This window comes from Pseudomonas sp. F8002 (assembly GCF_013385495.1).
Classification (GTDB): domain Bacteria; phylum Pseudomonadota; class Gammaproteobacteria; order Pseudomonadales; family Pseudomonadaceae; genus Aquipseudomonas.
In genome coordinates this window covers 172,990-193,457 of record NZ_JACAPW010000011.1, presented here as the reverse complement: position 1 = coordinate 193,457, position 20,468 = coordinate 172,990, and the positions used below count along the sequence as shown (strand labels likewise).

Genomic DNA, 20,468 nt, shown 5'->3' with positions numbered 1-20,468 from the left:
AATACCGGGCAACAAGCCAGTAATCCCATCGATATGATTATATGCATTTGTGTGGGATCTATCAAACGCGTCATACCGTCTCTTTTTTGGAGAGGTAGGTTGGATGTCCCTGCGGAAGGCTTATGCGGCGACGCTACAGTGGCTGAGGATTCGAAATGGCTTATCGCAAGCAGACCTCCAGCATCAAGCTGACCAGGCTCACATAAGCCGCTTGGAGGCTGCGACGACGACACCGACTATTGATCTGAGTGCGGATCTGGCTAATGCGCTGGGCCTAACGCCTCTGTCGCTGCTCACACTGGTGGCCGCAGCCGATGAGGGCAAGACAGCACGCTCTGTCTTGAATGAATCGATGATAGAACTCATGCGGCTAGGAGTTCTTGATGAAGCGCTGCCTGCCGAGCCGCAGAAGATCACAACACCACAGAGAATCGCAGCCGCAGAAAGGCTCGAGGCAGTACGCAAACTCAAGGCAGGAGGTCTTTCTCAGGCAGAGGTCTGCCGGCACCTGGAATTACCCAGAAGCACTGTTGGGCGCCTGTGGCACGTTGACGATTAAAAGCCTCCCATGGGCTCAAAGTGACAGAGGCACGGGTGTCACTGATCAATAAGCCAAACTTCTGGCCATTCTTACGATGCTTTCCTGTATCCATTGCTCCACGATGGGCCGTGTGGCAGGGATGAAAAGTTGTGACTCACTAACAAGCTTTTCACGGCGCATAGGCATCGAATAGCTGCTGGGGGCAGTCGCTGGCGGCTCTTCTATCTTCGCCATGTCTAAATTCTTCAAGGTAATGCGATACCAACCGCTGTTGAATCCGGCCACCTCGAAGCAGGACATAATTAGCTTAGATAGGTTGGTCGGAGACACGAAATAGAGACCAGCCGTACGCCCCTCGACTGGCACACTTGCGTCAGTTTCCAAAAGGACGAGCCCGTCGTCAAAAACGCGCCAAGACGTATCTCCGGACTTCAGTCCTGTGAACAACTTGTCATCCCATTCTTCGTAACCTTGCTTGAACTTCGCCAAGCCCAGGTTATGGAAGCTATGGAAAATCTCATCACGGCGTTGGGCCGCTCCGTGCACAGCGTGCTGCTCAACGGGCTGTGGCAGAAATGCGAACTCAAGCTGTGGCGCATAGGAGTGACCGCCGTAGGAGCGAGAGCTTGATGCCTCTGTAATGCGCTCGTGAAAGGCTTTCTCAGAAATTGCGCTTTTGGATTTCTCCATTCTACTCAGGCCCTGGACAATAGCTTTCAACAGCTCTTGGGGGTCTGAGAATGAGGCTCTGAAAAAACCTTGTTTGTAGTCAGACACCTCGTTGACGAACACGGCCTGCTTCGCGTCAAAGTCAGTCTGCTGGATGAAGACCAGAATCGGTTTACGCTTGCTCACTGCCTGGTGGAATTCTTGCTGCGTAACCGAGAGACCTGGCTGAGGTTCATAGCCGTAGTTAGCGCCAAGAATCAGGATATAAACGTCGCACTGATCGACCTCTGTCAGGCAGGCGTGCTCCGAGGAATAGGTTCGCGCTCCGAAGTGCTCGCTCATGACCGGCTTCATATCCAGTGTCTCCACCGCGTCTTTGGCGGCGGCTCTGAACTGCTCGAAACCTCTTACTACGGAGCTTATGAACACCTTCATCAATGCATCCTCTGAACGCTGGCATATGTGTCCTTTTGGACTGTAACTAGGTGTGATCGTTGCAGATTGTCTCAATGGTGAACAGCAGATCAGACACCGTATCGTTTGTTACCGCCAGAGGTAATGCAATATCGACCACCGCGAGGCCCGATACACACGTTCCCAGAGGAACAAGGGCACGAGGAACCGTAAGCTGGAGTCTGTTGGCGAGCGGGCAGTGGAAGCTGGGCCGACGGTCTGGGCTTCGGCACAACGTAGCAGCCAGGCCCACTGCATAGACTCTTGGACGAAAGCCATTTCGAAGATTGACCATCAATGCTGATGCGCGCCCATTCATTCCTCGTCTCGAAGACCTGAACCTTTTCCCCGCGCTTCAGTTTGGAGATGACCTTTCCACCAGGTTGATCCCTGACATTGAGATTATCGGCACTCACGAAGTGCTCAGTTGCGGAATCAGGAGCCGGGGCTAGCGGTGAGGCCGGGGAAATCGACGCAAGCGTATTTGGCGTGCTAAGAGCATGTGGCTGTACCGGGGCTGGAGGCGTGTCTTTCTTCCCCATTGCCCACAGGACGGCAAAAAGGATCAGGAGCGGGACAAACCATGACTGGGACTTCTTGCGCATATCCATTGCTCTCATTCGTCACGTATGACAACGGCTGTCCTCCTAACCAACCTGACATCATCACCTATTGCGAGCTTAGCCAAGCTTCCACTTTTTGCAGCCTGTTCAGTACCAAAAGCGTGGGCTTGCCAAGATCCAGTACCCAAAACAGCCGACTTCTCGCCCCAGGGGAAGGGAACCATTCGGCAACTTCAACGTTGCAGTGTTTTGAATCGCTCAACGCCCATTTCACAATCATGTCTGCTGCAGCTCTGTAGTGATCAGCCATGAAGAACTTTCTGTCCTCTACGGGCCATCCACGCTCCCCTAGCTGCTCGGTCACATCAGTGACGCCTGTGTCACCGAAGAACGCATCGGTATCCGGGTAGTGAATCCCTGCAAGCGATACTTTGACGACCCCTGCCTCTCGGTCAAAGTACGAAAGGAAGTGCCAGCCACCGGTGCTGCACCCCAGGCGCGGGAAATTGATTGCGGCCTTACCAGTTATGTAGTGCCGGCGAGAAACGCGTTTGAGGTCAAAATCGAAGAGCGGTTGCTTCATGTGACATGCCTCTGTGCACCTGCGCTACCTGATTGCCAGGACACGCCCTGAAGACTGAAGACTAAGACCCAGCAAGTTTCCATCGGACTCAGCGTCTAAGGTGACTTAGAATCACCGCCATCTGAACTTTGCTAGGCACAGCCCCATGGACAAAGACCTGATCTGCCACCAATGCTTGAACGAAGCCTATCTCATTGGGTTGATCAGGCGAACAGGCGTGACTGCGGAGTGCTCGTTCTGCTTAAAAAGGCGTAAGGCTATCCCATTCGAAGACCTGATCAGCATGGTCGACGATGTCCTCCAGAAGTATTGCCATCCTGGAGCGATATACGATCAGTACGATGATAATGGTAAGCGCTCTGAGACAGAGCAGGCTGGCGATCCTCTTGTCTTTCACGTTGCAGAGCTGCTTGGCTTGGATGAGGACGATCTGGTTGTCGAGCGTTGCTACTTTGGCATTCAGGTGAAAAAAGGGAAGCTTGGCTCCTCCGGTGTACCGAAGAGGTCGGGTCATGAGAGTTCATGCCCCGACAAAGTAGATGCATGCAGATAAAGTAATCAGTGAACCAAGCGTCGATATCAGGATCGCGTTGGACACCAGCGAAGCTTCCCGTTGGTAAAACTCAGCAAGCATAAATGGCCCTGTACCTGTTGGCAGTGCGCTTAGAAGCAACGCGGCCTGCGCCCACATGAGCGGTAGATGAAACACATAAATTGCCAAGACCCATGTAACCAAGGGGTGAGCGATCAGCTTGATTACAACCAAGCCTATACCCCGCTCGCTTTTCCCCTTATGCCTGTGAGCAAGAAACAATCCAAGGGAAATAAGCGCGCATGGGCCCGTCGCTGCAGAAAGCATTTTTAGTAATTGGTGAAATGAAGCCGGTAACTCCTGTCCCGTCGTCGTCCACAGCCCTCCCAGCATCGGAGCAACCACAATCGGGTTCTTGATCAAAGCAAGGGAAACTTTCCCGACGGCTTTTATAAGGTTTTTCTCGCCTTGCAACCCAACCTCAATGCATATCACCGAGATAGAAAACAGCAGGCAGATTACAACTAGACAAGAAATAAGGGCGGGCTCCATACCCGATTTGCCGAATACCAGCAAGCAAAGCGGAATCCCCATATATCCCGTATTTGCGTAGGACGCGCTTAATCCTTGGACGCTGGCATCGATTAGGCTGCCTGTGCGACGAAGGCGCCATCCCAAAGTAATGACGAACAGGCCAATCGTTGAAAGCCCGTAGGTGATGATAAATCCTGGTTGCCAGATTTGCTCCCATACGACGGTAGCCATAGCTTCGAACAGTAACGACGGGAGGCATAGCCAAACCACCATTCGATTGATTTCCGAAGCAGCATTAGGGCCTAGAAGACCAAGGCGTCTACAAGCGAAGCCAGCAAGAATAAGTGAAAAGACGGGCAGGATCACATTCAGAACAGAGGCCATGGGCCGGATAACTCACATAATTAGTTGATTATTTTGAGTGGTCAATTCGGCTAGACCTTGCTCGGCTCACTCGGTGGCAATTTGCGTACAGGACGGTACGCAGCAGTTTCCATAAAAGCCTGCTGGGCGTGTGCCGGGGCTGATGACGTTGACGGCTAAACGAAAGTGGCTAGCTCAAAGGAGCTATCGAGCTCACTGGTCTCGTTGCTCCAAATACTCATCAAGTCGTGAGGCAAGGTACTCACGCGCTTTCCTAGTGTGTACATCAGACAGTTCGCCAGCCTTTTTCGAATCGCCTTCAGCAATTGCCTTGGCGATTGCCTCATGCTCATCCCAGATTGATTGACGCTGAGATGCCGAGGATTGCAACACTGTTCCCATAGCTCTACGCAGATGCACCCAATAGACCTGAGCGCTCTCAGCTATCAGTGGATTTCCCGAAGCGGCGTAGATGTCGTAATGAAATGCGACATCCGCATCAATCATTGCTTTGAGGTCTTTACCCTTTGCAACCAGCCGACCGCTCTCAATAATCCTCGGATCCATTTGATGGCGGTTTTCAGCCGCCATTTTGGCTGCGAGGTTATCCAAAGCGCCCCTTATCAGGTAGAGGTTACTGATTGAAGCAACAGTTAACGGAGTAACCAGTACCCCTTTGCCAGGAGCGTCCTGAACTAACCCGTCCTTTTTCAACAGCCGAATGGCTTGAAGCACCGGAGATCGAGAGACATGCATTTGCTCTGCGATCTCTTCTTGGGTGAACCGAACCCCGGGCGCCATGGTTCCGTCACTGATCGCGTCTAGAAGAGCCTTGTAGACCTCCTCCACATAGTCCGGGCGCGCTTGAATTCTCTGCAGCTTCGTAGTCATGGCGTTCAGTGGGGCCTTCAGTGGCTTGATTGCGACGGTCATTGTCCACGTTCTCCAAAATGATTCCAACGGGGTGGCTTGACAATCATGGGAGCCAGGCCAAGAATGAGACATCTGTATACAGAACTCGGTATATAGAATATAGAAGGCGGACGAGGATTTCCAATGAAAGTGTTTTACGACAAAGACACAGATCTAGCTCTGCTAGAAAGCCGGCGCGTCGCAGTTATCGGCTATGGATCGCAAGGCCATGCTCAGGCACTGAACTTGCGCGACAGTGGCATCGACGTCGTCGTTGGCCTTCGTGCAGGAGGTGCGTCCTGGGCGAAGGCTGCGGCTTCCGGGCTGTCGGTCATGGAGGTCGGCGAGGCCGTGAGTGGTGCAGATCTAGTAGCCATGCTCATTCCTGACGAATCCATTGCCCAGGTCTACATCGAAGAGGTCGAGCCAGCCATTCGTAAAGGGGCGGCATTGGTCTTTGCTCATGGTTTCAACGTTCACTATGGCCAAGTGACGCCACGGGTTGACCTCGACGTGTTCATGGTCGCGCCTAAAGCACCTGGGCACACCGTGCGCTCTACGTTTGCAGCAGGCGGCGGCGTGCCAGCGCTGATCGCCATCTCTCAGAATGTCTCTGAGTTAGCCAAAGATCTGGCACTCGCGTATGCCTCAGCCATTGGTTGCGGCAAGGCCGGAATCATCGAAACCGATTTCCGAGAAGAAACCGAAACCGATCTTTTTGGTGAGCAGGTTGTTTTGTGTGGCGGTGCAGTAGAGCTCATCAAAGGCGGTTTTGAGGTCTTGGTCGAAGCTGGTTACTCCCCGGAGCTCGCTTACTTCGAGTGCCTCCATGAGCTGAAACTGATTGTTGACCTGCTATACGAGGGCGGTATCTCCAACATGAACTACAGCATTTCCAACAATGCTGAGTTTGGCGAATACGTCTCCGGGCCGAAGATTGTGAACGCTGAAACCAAGCAAGCCATGCGAGAGGTTCTTGCGTTCATTCAAGATGGCTCGTACGCGAAACAGTTCATCCTGGAAAGTAAGGCTGGTAACTCCCTGTTAACTGCACGCCGGAATCAACTGAAGCACCATCCAATTGAAATTGTGGGCGAGCAGCTCCGGGCGATGATGCCCTGGATCAAGGCCTCAGCCTTGGTTGATAAAGCGCACAACTGACAAATTGTTATATCGACGAGGTAATAGATCCCCCTAAAACACATAAACAATGGCACCAAAACGCTCAAATAATATGTATACAGAGTTCCGTAGCCTGGGTTCTAAAGACAAAATAAGAATGGAGATATGGTCATGACCGAGAAATTCGAACAGCACGAAGCCAAACAATCGAGTGGCGCTGGCGCAACGATTGCCAAAAAGCTTATCGCCTATGGTGGTTATCACACCAACAATGTACCGAGACATGATCCTGAGTTGACTGAAACTGGGCCTGGTACTCCAATGGGAGAATATCTGCGCCGTTTCTGGCATCCGGTATGTATGTCACTTGAGTTGACCGACACACCGCGCTTCATGAAGATTCTTGGCGAAGAGCTCGTGGCATTTCGTGATGGCAGCGGCCAGATAGGTGTGCTGCATGCCCACTGCTGCCACCGAGGCGCATCTTTGGAATATGGTGCAATCCAGGAGCGCGGCATCAAGTGTTGTTACCACGGTATGGTGTTTGACGTGGATGGTGCCTGCCTCCATGTTCCTTTTCCTGCCGGTGAGGAAAAAGAGGCAGAAAAATACGCCTGTTCGATTCGTCAAGGTGCGTACAAGGCATTCGAACGCCACGGATTGGTGTTCGCTTATATGGGCCCACCAGACGAAGAGCCGCCATTTCCTGAATGGGAAGAAAACTTTACCGTCGCTGAAGGGGACGAACTGGTTCCCTACAGCAACTTCCAGCATTGCAACTGGATGCAGGTTCAAGACAACGCGGCAGACAATTTCCACCCTACAGCTTTGCACTCAGCCAAAAACGTGGTGAACAAAAACTTCCAGGGCACAACCTTCGATGAGGTCGGCGCAGCGTCGATGGAGGTTGCACCAGACATGCAGTTCATCCCAGTTCACCAAGGTCGCAGTCTTGCCTGCGCCGGCGCACGTCGAGTTAACGACGACAGGATGTTCCTGCGCATTCAGCATCAGGTACTGCCCAACCTGAGTTTGCACGCATACACCTCCGAAGATGGCTCGGCGAAAAAGCTCTTCAGTCGTTTCCATATCGTTCGCTGGACAGTTCCAGTCGATGACGAGAATAGCAAGATGATGGGGTGGCGCGTCATGGGCCCAGGTATCGACACCCGAGGCATTGGTGATAAAAGCATGGTCGGTTACGAGACCATCGACTTTCTTGAAGGCCAGGTTGCTATGCGTCGGCCTGAACGCTTCGGTAAATACAAGCTTGACGACCTGCCCCCGATCCCGGCTAATCACCGTGAACGCGAGATCTACAAGGACGCCCAATACGCCCCTGGTGATTATGAAGCGATTATCTCGCAGCGACCTATCGCTGTGCACAAGCTAGAAAACCCCACCAAGTTCGATGCCGGTGTCTATGCGTTCCGCAAAATGCTACGTGACGCTGTTCGCGGAACCAACCCTGCAGCAGGTGCCCATGGTTTTGCGGAGTGGCTGCGCTCCATGAACGGGGCTCCCAACAGCTACTGCACAGGCAACGTTTTTGAGATGCCCATCGCTGACACGGTGGAGCAAGAGGTTGCTAACCGCCGCCGTTTAGCCAAGGAAACAGTAGCAATCCTCACCGAGGCTGATCAGTTGAAGGGGCAGGAGCGGGCCACATTCGTCAAAGAGCGACTCGAACAGCTTGAGCAAAGCTTTAAAAAATAACAAAAAGGCCCACATCAACTCCCGAGATAGCAAGTATTTCGGGAGCTGTAAGCGCATCGCCGAGGTGAGGTATGAACGCAATTGTAGATAACACTGCCGTAACGCATCTGGAACTGGTGGTCAAACAAATCAGGATGGAAGCGAATGGCGTAAACTCGTATGAGTTTGTCTCCCCAGACGGCATTGATTTGCCACCCTTCACTGCTGGCGCGCACATCGATATTCATGTCGGCTCTGGCGTCGTTCGTCAATATTCGCTCTGCAATTCTCCATCAGAGCGCCATCGCTACATGATTGCGGTATTGAAGGATCCTAATGGTCGTGGCGGATCTGCGGCTGTTCATGAAAGTATCAAGGTGGGTGACAGGGTACGCGTGAGCGTGCCCCGGAATAATTTCGAGTTGCACCCAGGCTCCACCAAGGTCGTTCTTCTTGCTGGAGGCATCGGGGTGACCCCGATGAAGTCGATGGCCCACCAGTTAGAAGCGCAAAACATCCCATACGAGATGTACTACTGCGCAAAAGGGCCGGAATACGCAGCTTTTAAATCCGAGCTCGAAGGCTTGGCGAAGTCTGGGCGCGTTAGTTTCCATTTTGATGGTGGAGACCCTAGTAATAAGCTCGATATTCCTTCGATCCTGAAGAGTCCCGAGGGCGCGTGCGATCTCTACTATTGTGGGCCAGGAGGATTCATGCAGGCCTGCAAGGACGCATCGGAACACTGGCCAAGTGGATCGGTACATTTCGAGCACTTCAAGGCACCCGTCAAGAAGGATACCGATGACTGCTCGATTGTCGGTGGATTTATTGCCGAGATAGCCAGCACAGGGGTGCGGCTGGAAGTTGCGCCCGACCAAAGCCTGGCAGAGGTACTAAACAGCGCTGGTTATCCGGTGGAAACGTCTTGCCAATCTGGGTTGTGTGGGACATGCAAGGTGCGCTACCTGGCGGGCATTGTTGACCACCAGGACTTCATACTTGATGACAGTGAGCGACCTGATTTTCTCACCTGCTGCGTTTCTCGAGCGGCCAGCGGCACTCTAGTCCTCGACCTTTAGAGAACGCCTACGCATTTTGCGTCATGGAATGACGATGTTGAAAAGCCGATTTGTTAGAAGATTTCGTGACAGCACGAACATCCAACAAGTCGGCTTTTTTGTGCTTGAAGAAGCGCCCCGCATTTTTAGAACGGTGCTCCTTGGGACGTCAGCTTGTTGAGTAGTGATCGCCGTTAAACCGCTGGAGGCTGACAGTCGCCCGTGGGCTGTTCATTGCAGCTTGAGCATCGGAACGACCGTCCTGGTTCTCCACGACACCCTATGCCCAAGCAAACGGCAATTTGGAGAGATCTTCCAAACGGATCATTTCCTCCATCGCTAGCATACCTTCTGCCAAAAACTGCCGGGTGGCCTCGTCGGCTAGACGACCCTCAAAGATTTTTGAATCCGTGTTGGTGATGACAATTTGTGGATAGGCTACCGGGGTTGCTTCAATTGCCCAGAGTGACTCACTGAGCTGTAACTGTGCACGCGCACCACCTGTAAAGGTTGGAGATCCGGTGAGCGTCATCACAGGCTTACCCTTGAATGGGTGAAGCGAAGGATGGCTAGACAGCCAATCTAAAGCGTTCTTTATGACGCCTGACATTCCATAGCTTATTTCCGGAGTGGCGATCAGCACACCGTCTGCTTCCGTTATCGCCTGACGCAAATCTCTCACAGAAGTCGGTAGGTCTCCCTCGTCGAGATCTCTGTCATAAAGGGGGATGTCGTGCAAAGAATGAGTACGTAGGGAAACCTGTGGCGGTAGCAGCTCAGTGCCTATGGTACGGAGGATGGTCGCGTGATTAGATCCTTGTCGGAGGCTCCCACATAAGGCTAAAAGTTTAATTTCACGCATTTTAATTTCCTTTTTTATTGTTGAGAACGCTACTTAGATTCTAGGTTGATAACGGATCAGCAATTCTTGGAAGTAAAAAGCCCTCTTCTTGAGGGCTCTTTATCCTACTTATAGGTCAATAGATGTTTGGGAACTAAAAATACGAGCAAACAACCACCAACCAGGACGGCTGAGAGCAATATGATCCCGGATGATGTGCTATGAGTGGCAGCATTGATGGTGCCCATGGCATAAGGACTTATGAAGCCTGAAGCGCTGCCTATTGAGTTTGCCAACGCAATGCCTGTAGCAGCTGCCGCACCCGTCAGAATTGCCGGTGGTAATGTCCAGAACTGGGAGATCGTCGTCATTACGCCCATCGTGGCCAAACACAGGGCGGGAAGACTGATCATCAGGTTCGACTGAAACGATGCGCTGATCAGGAAACCGGTTGCTGCCAGGACTCCAGGGATAGCCAGGTGCCAACGACGCTCTTTGAATCTATCCGAGCTTCGACCTACCAGAACCATCGTAACCACCGCGCAGGCATAAGGGATCGCCGTCAGCAGCCCCAAGTGCATCGAGTCAGCCACACCGGACGCCTGGATGAGCGTAGGCAGCCAGAAGCTGACGCCGTACAAGCCCATCGTGAAAAACAAATAGATCACGCTTAACAACCAAATCTTTGGATCGGAGAGTCCGTCAATCATCCGGTGAAGGTGCTTCCCGCTGGACTCCATATCGATGTTGTGACGTAGGACTTTCTTATCCTTTTCCCCTAGCCAGTGTGCATCCTCAATTCGGTCGGTGAGGTAAAAGTAAGCGCAAATACCCACGACAATGGTTGGAATCCCTTCGAGTATGAACAACCACTGCCAGCCAGCAAGATTCTGCACGCCACTCAGTGAATGCATGATCCACCCGGAAAACGGCGCACCGATGACACCGGACATGGGAATTGCGGCCATGAAAAGCGCGGTGACCTTAGCGCCTCTGGATGATGGAAACCACTGAGAGATGTAGAGGAGGATTGCCGGGAAAAAACCGGCTTCAGCTACGCCCAGAAGAAACCGCATGACGTAGAACTGCATTGGTGTGTTGACGAACATCATGGCTGCGGAGATCACGCCCCAGGTCACCATGATCCTGGCAATCCAGCGTCGAGCTCCGACTTTGTACATGATGATGTTGCTCGGAATCTCAAAGGCAAAATAGCCGATGAAAAACATCCCTGCGCCGAGGCCATATACAGCGTCGCTCCAGGCGAGGTCTTGAGCCATTTGCAGCTTGGCAAAACTCACATTGATACGATTGAGGTAGGAGCATACATAGCAAAGGAACAGAAAGGGGATGAGGCGGTACGTCACCTTTTTATAGATGAGGTCTTCCGCGTTTATCAGTATTCCTGGTAGTGGCCGGGCACGGTCGGCAATGGTACTCATGAGGACGCCTCCAAGCATTGTTAAATTTATAAGGCTCGCGTCTCACCCCTTGCCGGGTATTCAAGCACAGCAAGGGGCGTCGTATATTTCAGAAACTTACCGCACGAAATCCATCAGTCGAGCATGTCTGGCTGGGTTTGCAGCAGTTGCCCCCAGATAGGCTGGAAGTGAAGCCAGCCGATGTAGTCGCTGCCGACGTTTTCACGACTGAAGCGGGCGCGCTCGTCAGTTACGAGTTTCGGCTTGATGCCCGTAGCTGCAACCATCAACTGTTGCTGGCAGCAGCGTTCAAGCGCAATGAACCAAAATGCGGCACTTTCGATGCTGTGACTGCTCGCAGTCAGCAAACCGTGGTTTTGGTGCAGGATGGCTTTATGTTTGCCGAAAAGAGAGGCAATGGATTTGCCGGAATCAGTCTTGACCGCTACGGCACCTGCCTCGGCGGTGATTACCAACTGATCTTCAAAAAACGCTGCAGCGTCTTGGGTGATCGGCTCCAGCGGCAAGCCGGTGCTCGCCCATGCGCCCCCGTAAACGGTATGGGCATGACACATTGCAACAATGTGCGGGTGAGCCTCATGAACGTTGGCGTGCAGCACAAAACCGGCACGGTTGATGGCGTACTCACCCTCTACGATTTTGCCATGATGGTCAGCCAGGATCAGGTTGGAAACTTTGACCTGTGAGAAGTGGACGCACATTGGGTTCGTCCAATACAGCTCCGGAAACTCCGGATCCCGTACGGTGAGGTGACCTGCAAAACCGTAGTCGTAGCCTTGCAAAGCGAACGCACGGCATGCCGCGACAAGGCGCTCTTTCAGGTGCTTGCGTTGCTCGGCGTAGGTTTCGAATTCAGGTACTTCTGGGTAGATCAAGCCCTCTTGTTCGGGCTGATAAATGGAGATTCGGTTTTTAGGTTTGGTCAGTGTGCTGTCTGGTTGTTTAACGCTGATATTCATGTAGGCATCCGCCATTGGTTCGGTTGAGACTGCACCTTCACAAACCTTGCAACCGGCGACAAACGATGCTATTTCATTGAGCTGTGAAATAATTTCACAGGATAAAAATAATGAGTAATCGACCTAGCCTGGTAGCACTCAGAGCCTTTGAGGCGGCTGCAAGACACGGCAATTTCAGTGTTGCTGCGGCTGAGCTACACCAAACGCCATCTGCAGTCAGTCACCAAATCAAAAGTCTTGAAGGTTTTTTCGGCTTTCCGTTGTTCATTCGCCATAGTCGGCATCTTGAGCTAAACAATCAGGGACGGAGGCTATTCAATGTCATCCAGCCGGCTTTCAATGCGGTCGATCAGATTTGCGTGGAGCTCCGTCCCTTCGCTGAAACGGAGAAGCTATCGGTTCACTGCTCGCCAAGCTTTGCCAGCAAATGGCTTGGCCCACGGCTACCCGATTTTTTTGCCAAAAACCCTCAGTTCACGATCCAGCTATCATCCAGCGCCACGCCCATAGATTTGCATAAGCATACAGAGCTGGACGTGGTGATCGCTTACGGAGCGGCACTTAAGAGCTCTGATATTTGTGTTCAAAGCCTGGGGGGCGAAGAGTGCTGCCCGCTTGGTGCACCGTTGCTGCTGGGTGGTCGAACAGAAATCAGGTTCGACGAGTTGGGTTCCATCCCGCTTATCGAATCACAACTAAACCCTCTCTCGTGGCAAGACTATTTCCGTCAGCATGGAAAGCCGATACCCGCGATCATGCATCGTCCCTCATTCGACCGTGGCGCTTTAGCTTTAGCTGCTGCAGTCGACGGATTGGGATTAGCACTCGAGAGCGTACGCTTCTCCCAGCAGGAGTTGGCCAACGGCAGTCTGGTCAAATATCGCATTGAAGATTGTCGATCTGTGATGCGCGAAATTCACTTCCTCTGTTACAGGCACACGCAGAGAAACTCCCCCAAAATCGTTGCATTCCGAGAGTGGCTAACCGAAGCATGTCGCCTGGATACCGCGTAGCGATGGGTACAAAAAATCGCCCTTTGAGGGCGCTTTCGGGCGAGTAGATACCTATTGAAAACTAGGCTATCGGCTAAATGGCGGATGAGCCATTTCCCTATGACGTAGTGTTGGCGGGAGTCTCGTTTGAGATCAAAATCAAATAGTGGCCGCTTCATGGGAGCTTTTTGAAGCGCGCTAGACCTTGCTTGATGTGGCCGGCGTTCTCGCCGATTGTCTCCAGAGCACCACGGACGTTATTTCCTACATCCGCATGTCCGTGGGCTTCTACGTGGAGGGTCAACTCCATGAGAGCAGCCTCAAGGGCGAGTTGGTTTTCGTACATCCTTTCCAGCACATCTGACAATGAGTATTCCTTTGGCATTGGGGTGATCTCCTTCAGGGCCGCTCAGCATAGCGCAGCATAAGAAATGGTTAGGTGTCTCGCGGACAAATCCTGAGGCTCATCAACTTTGAACTAATCATTACGCCCGTTCCCCTAACTCTGTGCAGGTTGCTTCAAGCCCAGGTTTTTCTGGGTTACTCAATCACACACGAAGGTTTGGTGAATCATGAAGAGCGAACAAGTTGAAGGCGTTGTAGAAAAGGTTGCCGGCAAAGCGCAGAGCGCAGTCGGAAAACTGTTTGGTGATTCGAAGCTGGAAGCTGAAGGTGCTGGACGTCAAGCTGCTGGTCAGCTGACCCAAACCTATGGCGATGCGCTGGACAGCGTATCTACATTCGTCAAAGAGAAGCCAGTTGCTGTAATCGCGATTGGTGCAATTGCACTGCTGGTTCTAGACCGTCTCTTTCGCCGCTGAGTAAGGAAAAGGACGTTTCGACAGGGGGCTCCCTTTAACCTTTATCGTCTCCGTCCCCTAGAACTGTCCATCAGCGGGCTGCGGGGGGACAGGCCCAGCACAACTCACTTCCATCCAAGCAGCACGTTCAAATTGCGACGAGGCTATTGGGCTACAAATCTCTTGGAAGGGTGACGTCGGGTCAGTAGCAAGCGGAGCGCGCAGGCGGGAGGATGGAAGCCCACAGGGCCAAGACTCGGCAACATCGAGGCTTGGTTTACGACAGCCGTCCTCGTAGAGGCCCGCTCGAACTTGGCTCCCTAGAGCGCTTTCAGGAGACGCTCAAGCGTCTGATGTTCCCAAGTGCTGAGCAACGCTATCGGGTCAGTACCAAAGCGATCTCCAGAGTCAAACGACCAGCGTCGCCCATCAGAGCTGATGCACTCTTCGCAGTAGTCGAGCGTGTCACAGTCGTTGTAGATCGATAGCCGCCAACCATCGACGCTCACCACGAAATGGCCCGCATAAATCTCATCCCAAGACGCCTGACTCACCTTGGTAATCGTCCGTCGCTCGAAGGTGACCTCTCGCAATACCTGGCATACCTCTCTCGCTGAGAGCTCCGCCGCAGTGCTTTCGCTGATGCTACCTACCTGGGATGAATGCGCTGCCGCTCTGGCCTCTTTCAGCCTTTGCTCAGCGTACATAGCCGGATCATCATTCGGCAGTGGATAGCCCGCAGCTGAGAGAGCTTCGGCGCGCTCTTCAATGAGCAGGCGCTCAGGATCACGAGCGACTTGATAAGCTCTGCCCGGCACGCGCCAAATGGAATCCATACGTGGCTCCTTCGGGGCTGACCGGCTTACTTTCCAACCGGCTTCGTCGGGATCTTTCGAAAGCAGGCACTCACCGCAATTGGGCACGTGGTTCGCGATCTCATACTCACGCCAGTCCACCATAGCTCCGCCGTCAATGCCGAGCGGTTTGCGCTCAATCAGCCAGGCTACAGCGTTAATGAACTGGCCATGAGAGTACGCAACGATGTCCTGAGCGGGATGTTCAGCAAGACGCTTCAGGAAAGACCGGGCTCGAGATATAAAATCTAGGAATGACTCTACGCCTTCACCGTCCGTGAACGCCGGGTCTGCCTTGGCCCAATACGCCTCCACCCATTCGCGCCGATCAGCGACGGTTGTGCCAGTGCACCGCGTGGGTTCAAGGTAAGTGAATTCTTGGATGGGCCAAGTTTCAAAAAGGATATTAGGATACACCGCTGCGGTCGCCATAGCGGTTGAGTGCGCTCGGGTGAAAGGCGAGGCAACGATCAGAGCCGGAGGATGGTTGAACGACAGAGCCACCAGGTGCGCTTGCTCAAATCCTTTCGGAGTGAGAGGAATGGTCGCGTGATCCAAAGTGGCTTGGCCTGCGTTCGCAGCGCTCTCTCCATGTCGTATTAGCCTGACATTTTTCATCAATCGGAGACTCGGTCAGATTTTGACATTCGTTTCTGCCCAATGGGCAAAGGGGCATCAGGCTGTTGAAACCTGTGCCCCGTAAATCATTTTTTTGGCGGCGGAGGCGGCGGTGGAGATTTCGGAAGGTCTTTTCCGTGATCTTTAACGAAGCGCATTGGAGGGGGCGGTGGCGGAGGCGGTTTTTGATTGCTCATGCTGGTTTAGCTCCTGCTGGTGGGTGTAGAACGGCACGAACGACAACACCGAGAGAATCATGGTGAGGGTTACGTAATTTGCTAAGGAAACAAGTTTTGCACCACGTTTATCGTTGTTCACCGTGTTAACGGTCGCGCCTTCAATGTAGTAGCTCAAAATGATCGTCTTGAAGTAGGTTTCCGCGTCATCGTCATTTTCACCGTGAACCGCAAAATGAGCCGTCGCATCGGCCCGATACCTTTCCAGCTCAGACAAGGTTGGAAGCCCTCTGTCGAAGTCGCGCAGTTGCCATGACGAGCGAAAATAATATGCTCCACAAAGCAGGCAAAAAACCGCAGAAAGGTAAAAAATCCAAAATGAAACGCCTGCAAAACCGTCCTCGGAGCTAGGTGCTTTGGCCAGCATATAGGATAAAAATGAGAGCAATACACCTAAGATAGCAAGGGGAAGATTGAGCCTGGAAATGAGCTTTTCTTTACGCTCTAGCTCATAGAAATAAATCTTCTCGTAAAAAGTAAACCTTGCAGCGTCGTCCATGCGAGCTTCCTTCTGGCTTGAGGGCATGGCCTCTCACCGGGTCAGATATCGAGAGATTTTGATATTGATTCAGCGTCACGCCTACCGTAACTGTTCAGCCGTGGCTCGGCCATCTCGGAGTGCATGACCCCAGCTCAACTTGGCTCAGGTATTCCAGTATTTTTGGACAGTGCTTCGCGCAACGCCGAGCTTTTCAGCGATTGTTTTTCTGTCCAAACCTTGCGCTTTCATGGCTCGAACGTATTCCGCATTAAGCGGTTGCTTAGGCTTTCCCTGGGAGCGCTTGATGAGCTTTCCATCACTGAATTGCTCCTCTACTAACTGCCACCCTCCGGACATCTCGAATTCCCTGATTCGCAAGGCAGCACGTTGCAAAGCCTCGGATGGAAGTTCGTCACCCTGCGCAGCAATGGCGAGAGTGACCATAGTCAAAAGATCGAGGCCTAGGTAGTCAGCGATCTCGTCCAGTTTCTCCAACGTCGCATTCGCTCGGGCCTGCTCAAGCTTCCCCACGTACGTTCTGTGCGTTGCCCCCGCCAACTCTTCGTAACTCAACCCCTGATGAGCACGAGCTCCACGCAATGCTCCTGCCAGCGCTTCTTTCAGATGCATGAGTCGGATCCTCAAAACTGAGGATAGAGCCACGGCAAGCGTGTTTCGATAAACAGACCATAGTGATATTATCGTGATATATGGTTTGCCAAGCAGCCGTTTGATCATAGCGGCGGGATGTTTGGATTGATGATGGATTGGTCATGAGAGCAGCACCTAAGACACGGCCAGGGACGTCTCGATGGGAGACGCGCTCATCAAGTCCGACGTTCATGGCCCGCGTGAGCCCGCCTGCAATGGTCGCTGAGCGACGTCTTGGCAAGAACCAGATCCACTTTTTTGAGCGAAGGCAGGGATAGTGAGTGATGAAGTTCGATTGCGTGAAGGTTTCAGGAAAAGTTGACTACGTTCGATCTGTTGATCGAATGAACGGCGGACATAAAGCTAAAGTCAGCATTGACGGTGCAGTTATCCCGAATTTGCAAGTGTCGAACAAGCTTTACGAAGAGTTGGCGGTCGGCGAGAGTGTAACTTTGTATGGCTTGTTTAAAAGAAATAATGACAAAGAAAAAAACACAGGAATTTTGTACGGCCTAGCGAAGCAAAACGGCGAGAAATCATTTGCAACCCAGTATAGATATCAAGTCCCACTTTTCCTGACGGTCACTGCAGCCATAGCATTTTGCCTAACTTTCGTCGCCGGTTGGATCGCCTCGATATTTCCAGTGCTTTTCTTGTTTGGAGAAAATTCAGATTATATGTATACCACTACGGTATTTGCAGTAATTGAGTCGAGCTTGGTTGCCGCTTTTTTCCTGTGGAGGGCCTGGGTGATGTTCAACGCTACGTCTGATCCTGAAGCTTGGGAAACTACCGAAGCTGCAGTGCTATCGAGTCGCTTCAGTAAGCTCCATAAGTAATAATCCTGTACGTAGGGCACGCTTACACCCGCCCCGGCTTCAGGATCGCTGCGCCAGACTTTCCTTTCCTAGCGAGTATCGGGCAAGCGGAGCGCGCAGGCGTACAGGATGAGCGCCCAACGGGCTGAGACGCGGCGCAGCCGTGGCTCAGTTCTCGCCAGCCTTCCGCCGCAGGCGGCACGCCATAGCTACTACTGCCCGATATCAAATCAACAAGGATGCGGCTGAAATGACCGACGATGAACTCCGTCAGCTTGAGGGCGCTAGGCGAAGGACTCTGTGGGCGCTTGCATGCCTCCGTCCTGGCGATCCCACAGCATCCGAGCTCCTTGCCATCCTCGATGATCTCGACGACCGAGAGCGAAACGACTACTCATGTAGCGGTAAGCCACTCGAACTCATTGAGGTTCGTAACTCTGTCTCGGTGATGCGTCATAACTCCGGAATCGACATTATCTTGGAGCAGACTATTCCGCAGCCCTGGCGAGAACGCTTTCTGCAAGCGAGCATCGGATCAACCAGAGTTACTGATGGGCCCTACGCCGCAGACTGGGATAAATTCCTGACTGAATGGGAGCGTGAGATGCAGCAGCTGCAAAATCACCGAGTTGCAAAGGCTGCTAACAGCTAGAACGGTTGGTTCGAGCGGTGGCGGCGCAGACATATAAGCATTCGTTGTAGCCGCTGAAAATCGCAACCTCAAACAGGAGCAACGAGATGGAACGGTCTTCTTTTTTCATCGATTTTGAAGCCTCTGGAATAGCTCCTGACAGTTATCCTATCGAGGTAGCCGTCGTGTCGGCTGAGACCTCCTTCAACTCGCTGATCAAGCCGGCCCGTTATTGGACGCACTGGTCGTTTGATGCACAAGACATGCACGGTCTCACTCAAGATCAGTTACATCAGGAAGGTGATACCCCAGTGGCTGTGGCGAGAAATATGAATCAGCTGTTTTCAGGCCAGGTGCTTTGCAGTGATTCACCTCAGGACGTTTTTTGGCTCGATGTGCTCTACGAGGCAGCAGATCTGATACCTACCTTCGAGTTGAAGCCTTTGGAGGTGTTTGTGGGTAGGGAGGCGGCTAGTGACATTTACCGCCTATTGCCAACAACCGGGCAGCACCGAGCTTTGAATGACGCAACTGCTTTGATGAACGCCTGCCGTGCTTTTTTCGAAGCTTGAACTATCAGAGGGGGAATACCGACCCTCAGCTGCGAAAGCGATGAGTCCATTGAAGTATGGGTGTAGCACAGCTTGTGCAACCGCTCGAACCGAAGGCAGGTGATCACGTGCCTGGCAGGAATGGCAAGCGGAGCGCGCAGGCGAGCGGGATGAGCGCCCGGAGGGCTGAGTTTGACTCGTCTGTGCCTCAGTTCACGGCCCCCCTTCCCGGCAGGCGACTCGCCATAATCGCCCATTTTCCTTGACTGATTCCATTACTCCATCCACGCGATGGGTTGTATCAAGATCAGCACCTCAAGCACTATGCCAATAAGCCACTACAAAACGAAAAATTCGCAAGGAGGGCAAAATGCTCGCATTGGTTTTATGGACGCTCGTTGGCACTGGTGCGGTTGGAGGTTTCGCTGGCCATCTGCTTTACGGTGGAAGCTGGGGATGGGACGTAGGGAAAAACGTTTTGCTGGGCATCTGCGCTGCGCTTATGGTTCCTCTGTTTTTCAACACTATATCCAGCACTTTGCTTCAAGAGATTCTGAGCAATAGCGAGCTTGACTCTACTAAATATCTCATCCTCATTGGGTTCTGCCTAATAGCATCGATATCCGCCCAAAAATTCATTCGCCTAATGAGTGCTAATGTAATAAAAGAGCTTAGAGAGGTGAAGGAGAAAGTTGAAGCCGCAGAGACCAAGGCGGAGTCCGCATTGGAAGCAACTGAGAGTTCTATGGAACCAGAAGCGGGGCCACTAAGTTCAAAAGATCAAGAGTTTTTTGCCGGATTAGACCATACAACAAAGCAAGTTCTTATCCACCTCCTTGATGGCCCTTATACAATGAGGTCGGCTACAGGTCTAGCTCAAGAGCTTGAATTGAAACTTGAACTTGTCAACGAAGCTTTGATTGCCCTACAGGAAATGAATTTTGTAAGACGTGGAGTAAATGCAAAAAATCAGAAAAGATGGTATCTGACTGGCTCGGGTAAAAAAGGAGCTATGGAATTAAAAACGCGTTTAACACCGTCCTGAAAAAAATGGATGCCAGATAATGAGGCGACATGATGAGGGTGGCTCTCAGTGGAGCATGGCTAAGTCGCAAGATGCTTTGCACCGATTGGCCTCCCGCCGCATTCAGCCTCTTCGTGCGCTGCGACCGAATAATGTGCCGGAGCCTCCGACAAGCGGAGCGCGCAGGCGTGTGGGATGGAAGCCCGAAGGGCCGAGAGGCCGGCGCTTGCGCCAAGGCTCGGTTTACGACAGCCCCTCCCCGAAGGGGCACGGCCCAACGCCAGGTCGTAGGAACAGAAGACCAAGATCCTACTGCGAGGATTTCCCGATGGGAATGTAGAACGATGACGACACAGTGTACTGCGACGTTCAAATGCCCTTATCTCAGGGCCGTGAGCTGTTGCAACTGGTGACGACATTGAGAGAATCGAAAGCCCATCCCAAACTCGACAGTGTCTTCGAACACATGCAAGACGAGCTCAGTACGTCCATCGATATCGTGGATAACCCGCCGACCTGGGGGCCTTGGTTTCCGTAAACCTCAC

The 20,468-nt window shown here is 52.5% G+C and carries 23 protein-coding genes and 1 pseudogene; 11 read left to right on the top strand and 13 right to left on the bottom strand.

Annotated elements, in window-relative coordinates; translation table 11 throughout:
- Nucleotides 1-103: 103 nt before the first annotated feature.
- Nucleotides 104-559 carry a helix-turn-helix domain-containing protein gene (locus HX811_RS10385; RefSeq protein WP_177045805.1) on the top strand — a complete coding sequence of 152 codons (456 nt, stop codon included), beginning with the start codon at nt 104-106 and terminating at the stop codon, nt 557-559.
- A gap of 45 nt (nt 560-604) precedes the next feature.
- On the opposite strand, the gene HX811_RS10380 is transcribed toward HX811_RS10385, so the two are convergent.
- From HX811_RS10380 to HX811_RS10355, 6 genes are all read right to left on the bottom strand, one after another.
- Nucleotides 605-1,645 carry a DUF4062 domain-containing protein gene (locus HX811_RS10380; protein WP_177045804.1) on the bottom strand — a complete coding sequence of 347 codons (1,041 nt, stop codon included), beginning with the start codon at nt 1,643-1,645 and terminating at the stop codon, nt 605-607.
- 89 nt (nt 1,646-1,734) lie between these two features.
- A complete protein-coding gene (locus tag HX811_RS10375; RefSeq protein ID WP_150749982.1) occupies nt 1,735-2,205 on the bottom strand; it encodes an SH3 domain-containing protein in 471 nt (156 codons plus the stop codon).
- 127 nt (nt 2,206-2,332) lie between these two features.
- The gene (locus HX811_RS10370) at nt 2,333-2,809 is read right to left on the bottom strand and encodes a hypothetical protein (RefSeq protein WP_177045802.1); all 477 of its coding nucleotides are present in this window, start codon (nt 2,807-2,809) and stop codon (nt 2,333-2,335) included.
- A gap of 241 nt (nt 2,810-3,050) precedes the next feature.
- Nucleotides 3,051-3,323, bottom strand: coding sequence for a hypothetical protein (locus HX811_RS10365; RefSeq protein WP_177045800.1), 273 nt, complete (start codon nt 3,321-3,323; stop codon nt 3,051-3,053).
- Between the two features lie 6 nt (nt 3,324-3,329).
- Nucleotides 3,330-4,259, bottom strand: a complete 930-nt coding sequence (locus HX811_RS10360) for an AEC family transporter (RefSeq protein ID WP_177045798.1) — start codon at nt 4,257-4,259, stop codon at nt 3,330-3,332.
- A 192-nt stretch (nt 4,260-4,451) separates the two neighbouring features.
- Nucleotides 4,452-5,171: a GntR family transcriptional regulator gene (locus tag HX811_RS10355; protein WP_218172278.1), complete on the bottom strand. Its 720-nt coding sequence runs from the start codon at nt 5,169-5,171 to the stop codon at nt 4,452-4,454.
- 123 nt (nt 5,172-5,294) lie between these two features.
- Here HX811_RS10355 and ilvC point away from each other — a divergent pair, with 123 nt between their 5' ends.
- From ilvC to HX811_RS10340, 3 genes are all read left to right on the top strand, one after another.
- Entirely contained in the window at nt 5,295-6,311 is a 1,017-nt protein-coding gene (gene ilvC, locus HX811_RS10350) for a ketol-acid reductoisomerase (RefSeq protein ID WP_177045795.1), read from the top strand.
- A gap of 132 nt (nt 6,312-6,443) precedes the next feature.
- On the top strand, nt 6,444-7,988 hold the full coding sequence (locus tag HX811_RS10345) for a Rieske 2Fe-2S domain-containing protein (RefSeq protein ID WP_177045793.1): 1,545 nt from the start codon (nt 6,444-6,446) through the stop codon (nt 7,986-7,988).
- A gap of 71 nt (nt 7,989-8,059) precedes the next feature.
- Nucleotides 8,060-9,046 (top strand): PDR/VanB family oxidoreductase, encoded by a 987-nt coding sequence (locus HX811_RS10340; RefSeq protein WP_177045791.1) that lies wholly within the window; start codon nt 8,060-8,062, stop codon nt 9,044-9,046.
- A 259-nt stretch (nt 9,047-9,305) separates the two neighbouring features.
- Here the strand turns inward: HX811_RS10340 and HX811_RS10335 are convergent, their stop codons facing one another.
- The 3 genes from HX811_RS10335 to HX811_RS10325 all read right to left on the bottom strand — a co-directional run bounded on the left by HX811_RS10335 (nt 9,306) and on the right by HX811_RS10325 (nt 12,267).
- On the bottom strand, nt 9,306-9,887 hold the full coding sequence (locus HX811_RS10335; RefSeq protein WP_177045790.1) for an NADPH-dependent FMN reductase: 582 nt from the start codon (nt 9,885-9,887) through the stop codon (nt 9,306-9,308).
- A gap of 104 nt (nt 9,888-9,991) precedes the next feature.
- Nucleotides 9,992-11,308 (bottom strand): MFS transporter, encoded by a 1,317-nt coding sequence (locus HX811_RS10330; protein WP_177045788.1) that lies wholly within the window; start codon nt 11,306-11,308, stop codon nt 9,992-9,994.
- Between the two features lie 113 nt (nt 11,309-11,421).
- The gene (locus tag HX811_RS10325; protein ID WP_177045787.1) at nt 11,422-12,267 is read right to left on the bottom strand and encodes a class II aldolase/adducin family protein; all 846 of its coding nucleotides are present in this window, start codon (nt 12,265-12,267) and stop codon (nt 11,422-11,424) included.
- 110 nt (nt 12,268-12,377) lie between these two features.
- On the opposite strand from HX811_RS10325, the gene HX811_RS10320 reads away from it, so the two are divergent.
- Nucleotides 12,378-13,280, top strand: a complete 903-nt coding sequence (locus tag HX811_RS10320) for a LysR substrate-binding domain-containing protein (RefSeq protein WP_177045786.1) — start codon at nt 12,378-12,380, stop codon at nt 13,278-13,280.
- A 154-nt stretch (nt 13,281-13,434) separates the two neighbouring features.
- Here HX811_RS10320 and HX811_RS10315 read toward each other — a convergent pair whose 3' ends face one another.
- On the bottom strand, nt 13,435-13,644 hold the full coding sequence (locus HX811_RS10315; RefSeq protein ID WP_177045785.1) for a hypothetical protein: 210 nt from the start codon (nt 13,642-13,644) through the stop codon (nt 13,435-13,437).
- 187 nt (nt 13,645-13,831) lie between these two features.
- On the opposite strand from HX811_RS10315, the gene HX811_RS10310 reads away from it, so the two are divergent.
- Nucleotides 13,832-14,080 carry a CsbD family protein gene (locus HX811_RS10310; RefSeq protein ID WP_177045784.1) on the top strand — a complete coding sequence of 83 codons (249 nt, stop codon included), beginning with the start codon at nt 13,832-13,834 and terminating at the stop codon, nt 14,078-14,080.
- Nucleotides 14,081-14,922: 842 nt separating this feature from the next.
- On the opposite strand, the pseudogene HX811_RS31965 reads toward HX811_RS10310, so the two are convergent.
- From HX811_RS31965 to HX811_RS10295, 3 genes and pseudogenes are all read right to left on the bottom strand, one after another.
- Nucleotides 14,923-15,531 (bottom strand): annotated as a pseudogene (locus HX811_RS31965) (histidine phosphatase family protein); the annotation flags it as partial.
- Nucleotides 15,532-15,675: 144 nt separating this feature from the next.
- Nucleotides 15,676-16,266 (bottom strand): hypothetical protein, encoded by a 591-nt coding sequence (locus HX811_RS10300; protein WP_256344408.1) that lies wholly within the window; start codon nt 16,264-16,266, stop codon nt 15,676-15,678.
- A gap of 144 nt (nt 16,267-16,410) precedes the next feature.
- A complete protein-coding gene (locus HX811_RS10295; protein ID WP_177045783.1) occupies nt 16,411-16,878 on the bottom strand; it encodes a transcriptional regulator in 468 nt (155 codons plus the stop codon).
- 305 nt (nt 16,879-17,183) lie between these two features.
- On the opposite strand from HX811_RS10295, the gene HX811_RS10290 reads away from it, so the two are divergent.
- The 5 genes from HX811_RS10290 (at nt 17,184) to HX811_RS10270 (ending at nt 20,461) form a co-directional block, all read left to right on the top strand.
- On the top strand, nt 17,184-17,738 hold the full coding sequence (locus HX811_RS10290; RefSeq protein ID WP_218172283.1) for a hypothetical protein: 555 nt from the start codon (nt 17,184-17,186) through the stop codon (nt 17,736-17,738).
- A 229-nt stretch (nt 17,739-17,967) separates the two neighbouring features.
- Entirely contained in the window at nt 17,968-18,369 is a 402-nt protein-coding gene (locus tag HX811_RS10285) for a hypothetical protein (RefSeq protein ID WP_177045782.1), read from the top strand.
- Between the two features lie 86 nt (nt 18,370-18,455).
- Nucleotides 18,456-18,920, top strand: a complete 465-nt coding sequence (locus HX811_RS10280; RefSeq protein ID WP_177045780.1) for a hypothetical protein — start codon at nt 18,456-18,458, stop codon at nt 18,918-18,920.
- Between the two features lie 349 nt (nt 18,921-19,269).
- Nucleotides 19,270-19,944, top strand: coding sequence for a YEATS-associated helix-containing protein (locus tag HX811_RS10275; RefSeq protein WP_177045779.1), 675 nt, complete (start codon nt 19,270-19,272; stop codon nt 19,942-19,944).
- A 352-nt stretch (nt 19,945-20,296) separates the two neighbouring features.
- Nucleotides 20,297-20,461: a hypothetical protein gene (locus HX811_RS10270; RefSeq protein ID WP_177045778.1), complete on the top strand. Its 165-nt coding sequence runs from the start codon at nt 20,297-20,299 to the stop codon at nt 20,459-20,461.
- Nucleotides 20,462-20,468: the final 7 nt, after the last annotated feature.

What these genes read in the sequence shown, in the direction of transcription:
- HX811_RS10360 (WP_177045798.1), bottom strand. Translation starts at nt 4,259, where the DNA reads ATGGCCTCTGTTCTGAATGTGATCCTGCCCGTCTTTTCACTTATTCTT.
- HX811_RS10380 (WP_177045804.1), bottom strand. Translation starts at nt 1,645, where the DNA reads ATGAAGGTGTTCATAAGCTCCGTAGTAAGAGGTTTCGAGCAGTTCAGA.
- HX811_RS10325 (WP_177045787.1), bottom strand. Translation starts at nt 12,267, where the DNA reads ATGAATATCAGCGTTAAACAACCAGACAGCACACTGACCAAACCTAAA.
- HX811_RS10300 (WP_256344408.1), bottom strand. Translation starts at nt 16,266, where the DNA reads ATGGACGACGCTGCAAGGTTTACTTTTTACGAGAAGATTTATTTCTAT.
- HX811_RS10290 (WP_218172283.1), top strand. Translation starts at nt 17,184, where the DNA reads ATGAAGTTCGATTGCGTGAAGGTTTCAGGAAAAGTTGACTACGTTCGA.
- HX811_RS10280 (WP_177045780.1), top strand. Translation starts at nt 18,456, where the DNA reads ATGGAACGGTCTTCTTTTTTCATCGATTTTGAAGCCTCTGGAATAGCT.
- HX811_RS10285 (WP_177045782.1), top strand. Translation starts at nt 17,968, where the DNA reads ATGACCGACGATGAACTCCGTCAGCTTGAGGGCGCTAGGCGAAGGACT.
- HX811_RS10385 (WP_177045805.1), top strand. Translation starts at nt 104, where the DNA reads ATGTCCCTGCGGAAGGCTTATGCGGCGACGCTACAGTGGCTGAGGATT.
- HX811_RS10310 (WP_177045784.1), top strand. Translation starts at nt 13,832, where the DNA reads ATGAAGAGCGAACAAGTTGAAGGCGTTGTAGAAAAGGTTGCCGGCAAA.
- HX811_RS10295 (WP_177045783.1), bottom strand. Translation starts at nt 16,878, where the DNA reads ATGCATCTGAAAGAAGCGCTGGCAGGAGCATTGCGTGGAGCTCGTGCT.
- HX811_RS10320 (WP_177045786.1), top strand. Translation starts at nt 12,378, where the DNA reads ATGAGTAATCGACCTAGCCTGGTAGCACTCAGAGCCTTTGAGGCGGCT.
- HX811_RS10315 (WP_177045785.1), bottom strand. Translation starts at nt 13,644, where the DNA reads ATGCCAAAGGAATACTCATTGTCAGATGTGCTGGAAAGGATGTACGAA.
- HX811_RS10355 (WP_218172278.1), bottom strand. Translation starts at nt 5,171, where the DNA reads ATGACCGTCGCAATCAAGCCACTGAAGGCCCCACTGAACGCCATGACT.
- HX811_RS10375 (WP_150749982.1), bottom strand. Translation starts at nt 2,205, where the DNA reads ATGGGGAAGAAAGACACGCCTCCAGCCCCGGTACAGCCACATGCTCTT.
- HX811_RS10365 (WP_177045800.1), bottom strand. Translation starts at nt 3,323, where the DNA reads ATGACCCGACCTCTTCGGTACACCGGAGGAGCCAAGCTTCCCTTTTTT.
- HX811_RS10275 (WP_177045779.1), top strand. Translation starts at nt 19,270, where the DNA reads ATGCTCGCATTGGTTTTATGGACGCTCGTTGGCACTGGTGCGGTTGGA.
- HX811_RS10345 (WP_177045793.1), top strand. Translation starts at nt 6,444, where the DNA reads ATGACCGAGAAATTCGAACAGCACGAAGCCAAACAATCGAGTGGCGCT.
- HX811_RS10270 (WP_177045778.1), top strand. Translation starts at nt 20,297, where the DNA reads ATGCCCTTATCTCAGGGCCGTGAGCTGTTGCAACTGGTGACGACATTG.
- HX811_RS10330 (WP_177045788.1), bottom strand. Translation starts at nt 11,308, where the DNA reads ATGAGTACCATTGCCGACCGTGCCCGGCCACTACCAGGAATACTGATA.
- HX811_RS10370 (WP_177045802.1), bottom strand. Translation starts at nt 2,809, where the DNA reads ATGAAGCAACCGCTCTTCGATTTTGACCTCAAACGCGTTTCTCGCCGG.
- HX811_RS10335 (WP_177045790.1), bottom strand. Translation starts at nt 9,887, where the DNA reads ATGCGTGAAATTAAACTTTTAGCCTTATGTGGGAGCCTCCGACAAGGA.
- HX811_RS10340 (WP_177045791.1), top strand. Translation starts at nt 8,060, where the DNA reads ATGAACGCAATTGTAGATAACACTGCCGTAACGCATCTGGAACTGGTG.
- ilvC (WP_177045795.1), top strand. Translation starts at nt 5,295, where the DNA reads ATGAAAGTGTTTTACGACAAAGACACAGATCTAGCTCTGCTAGAAAGC.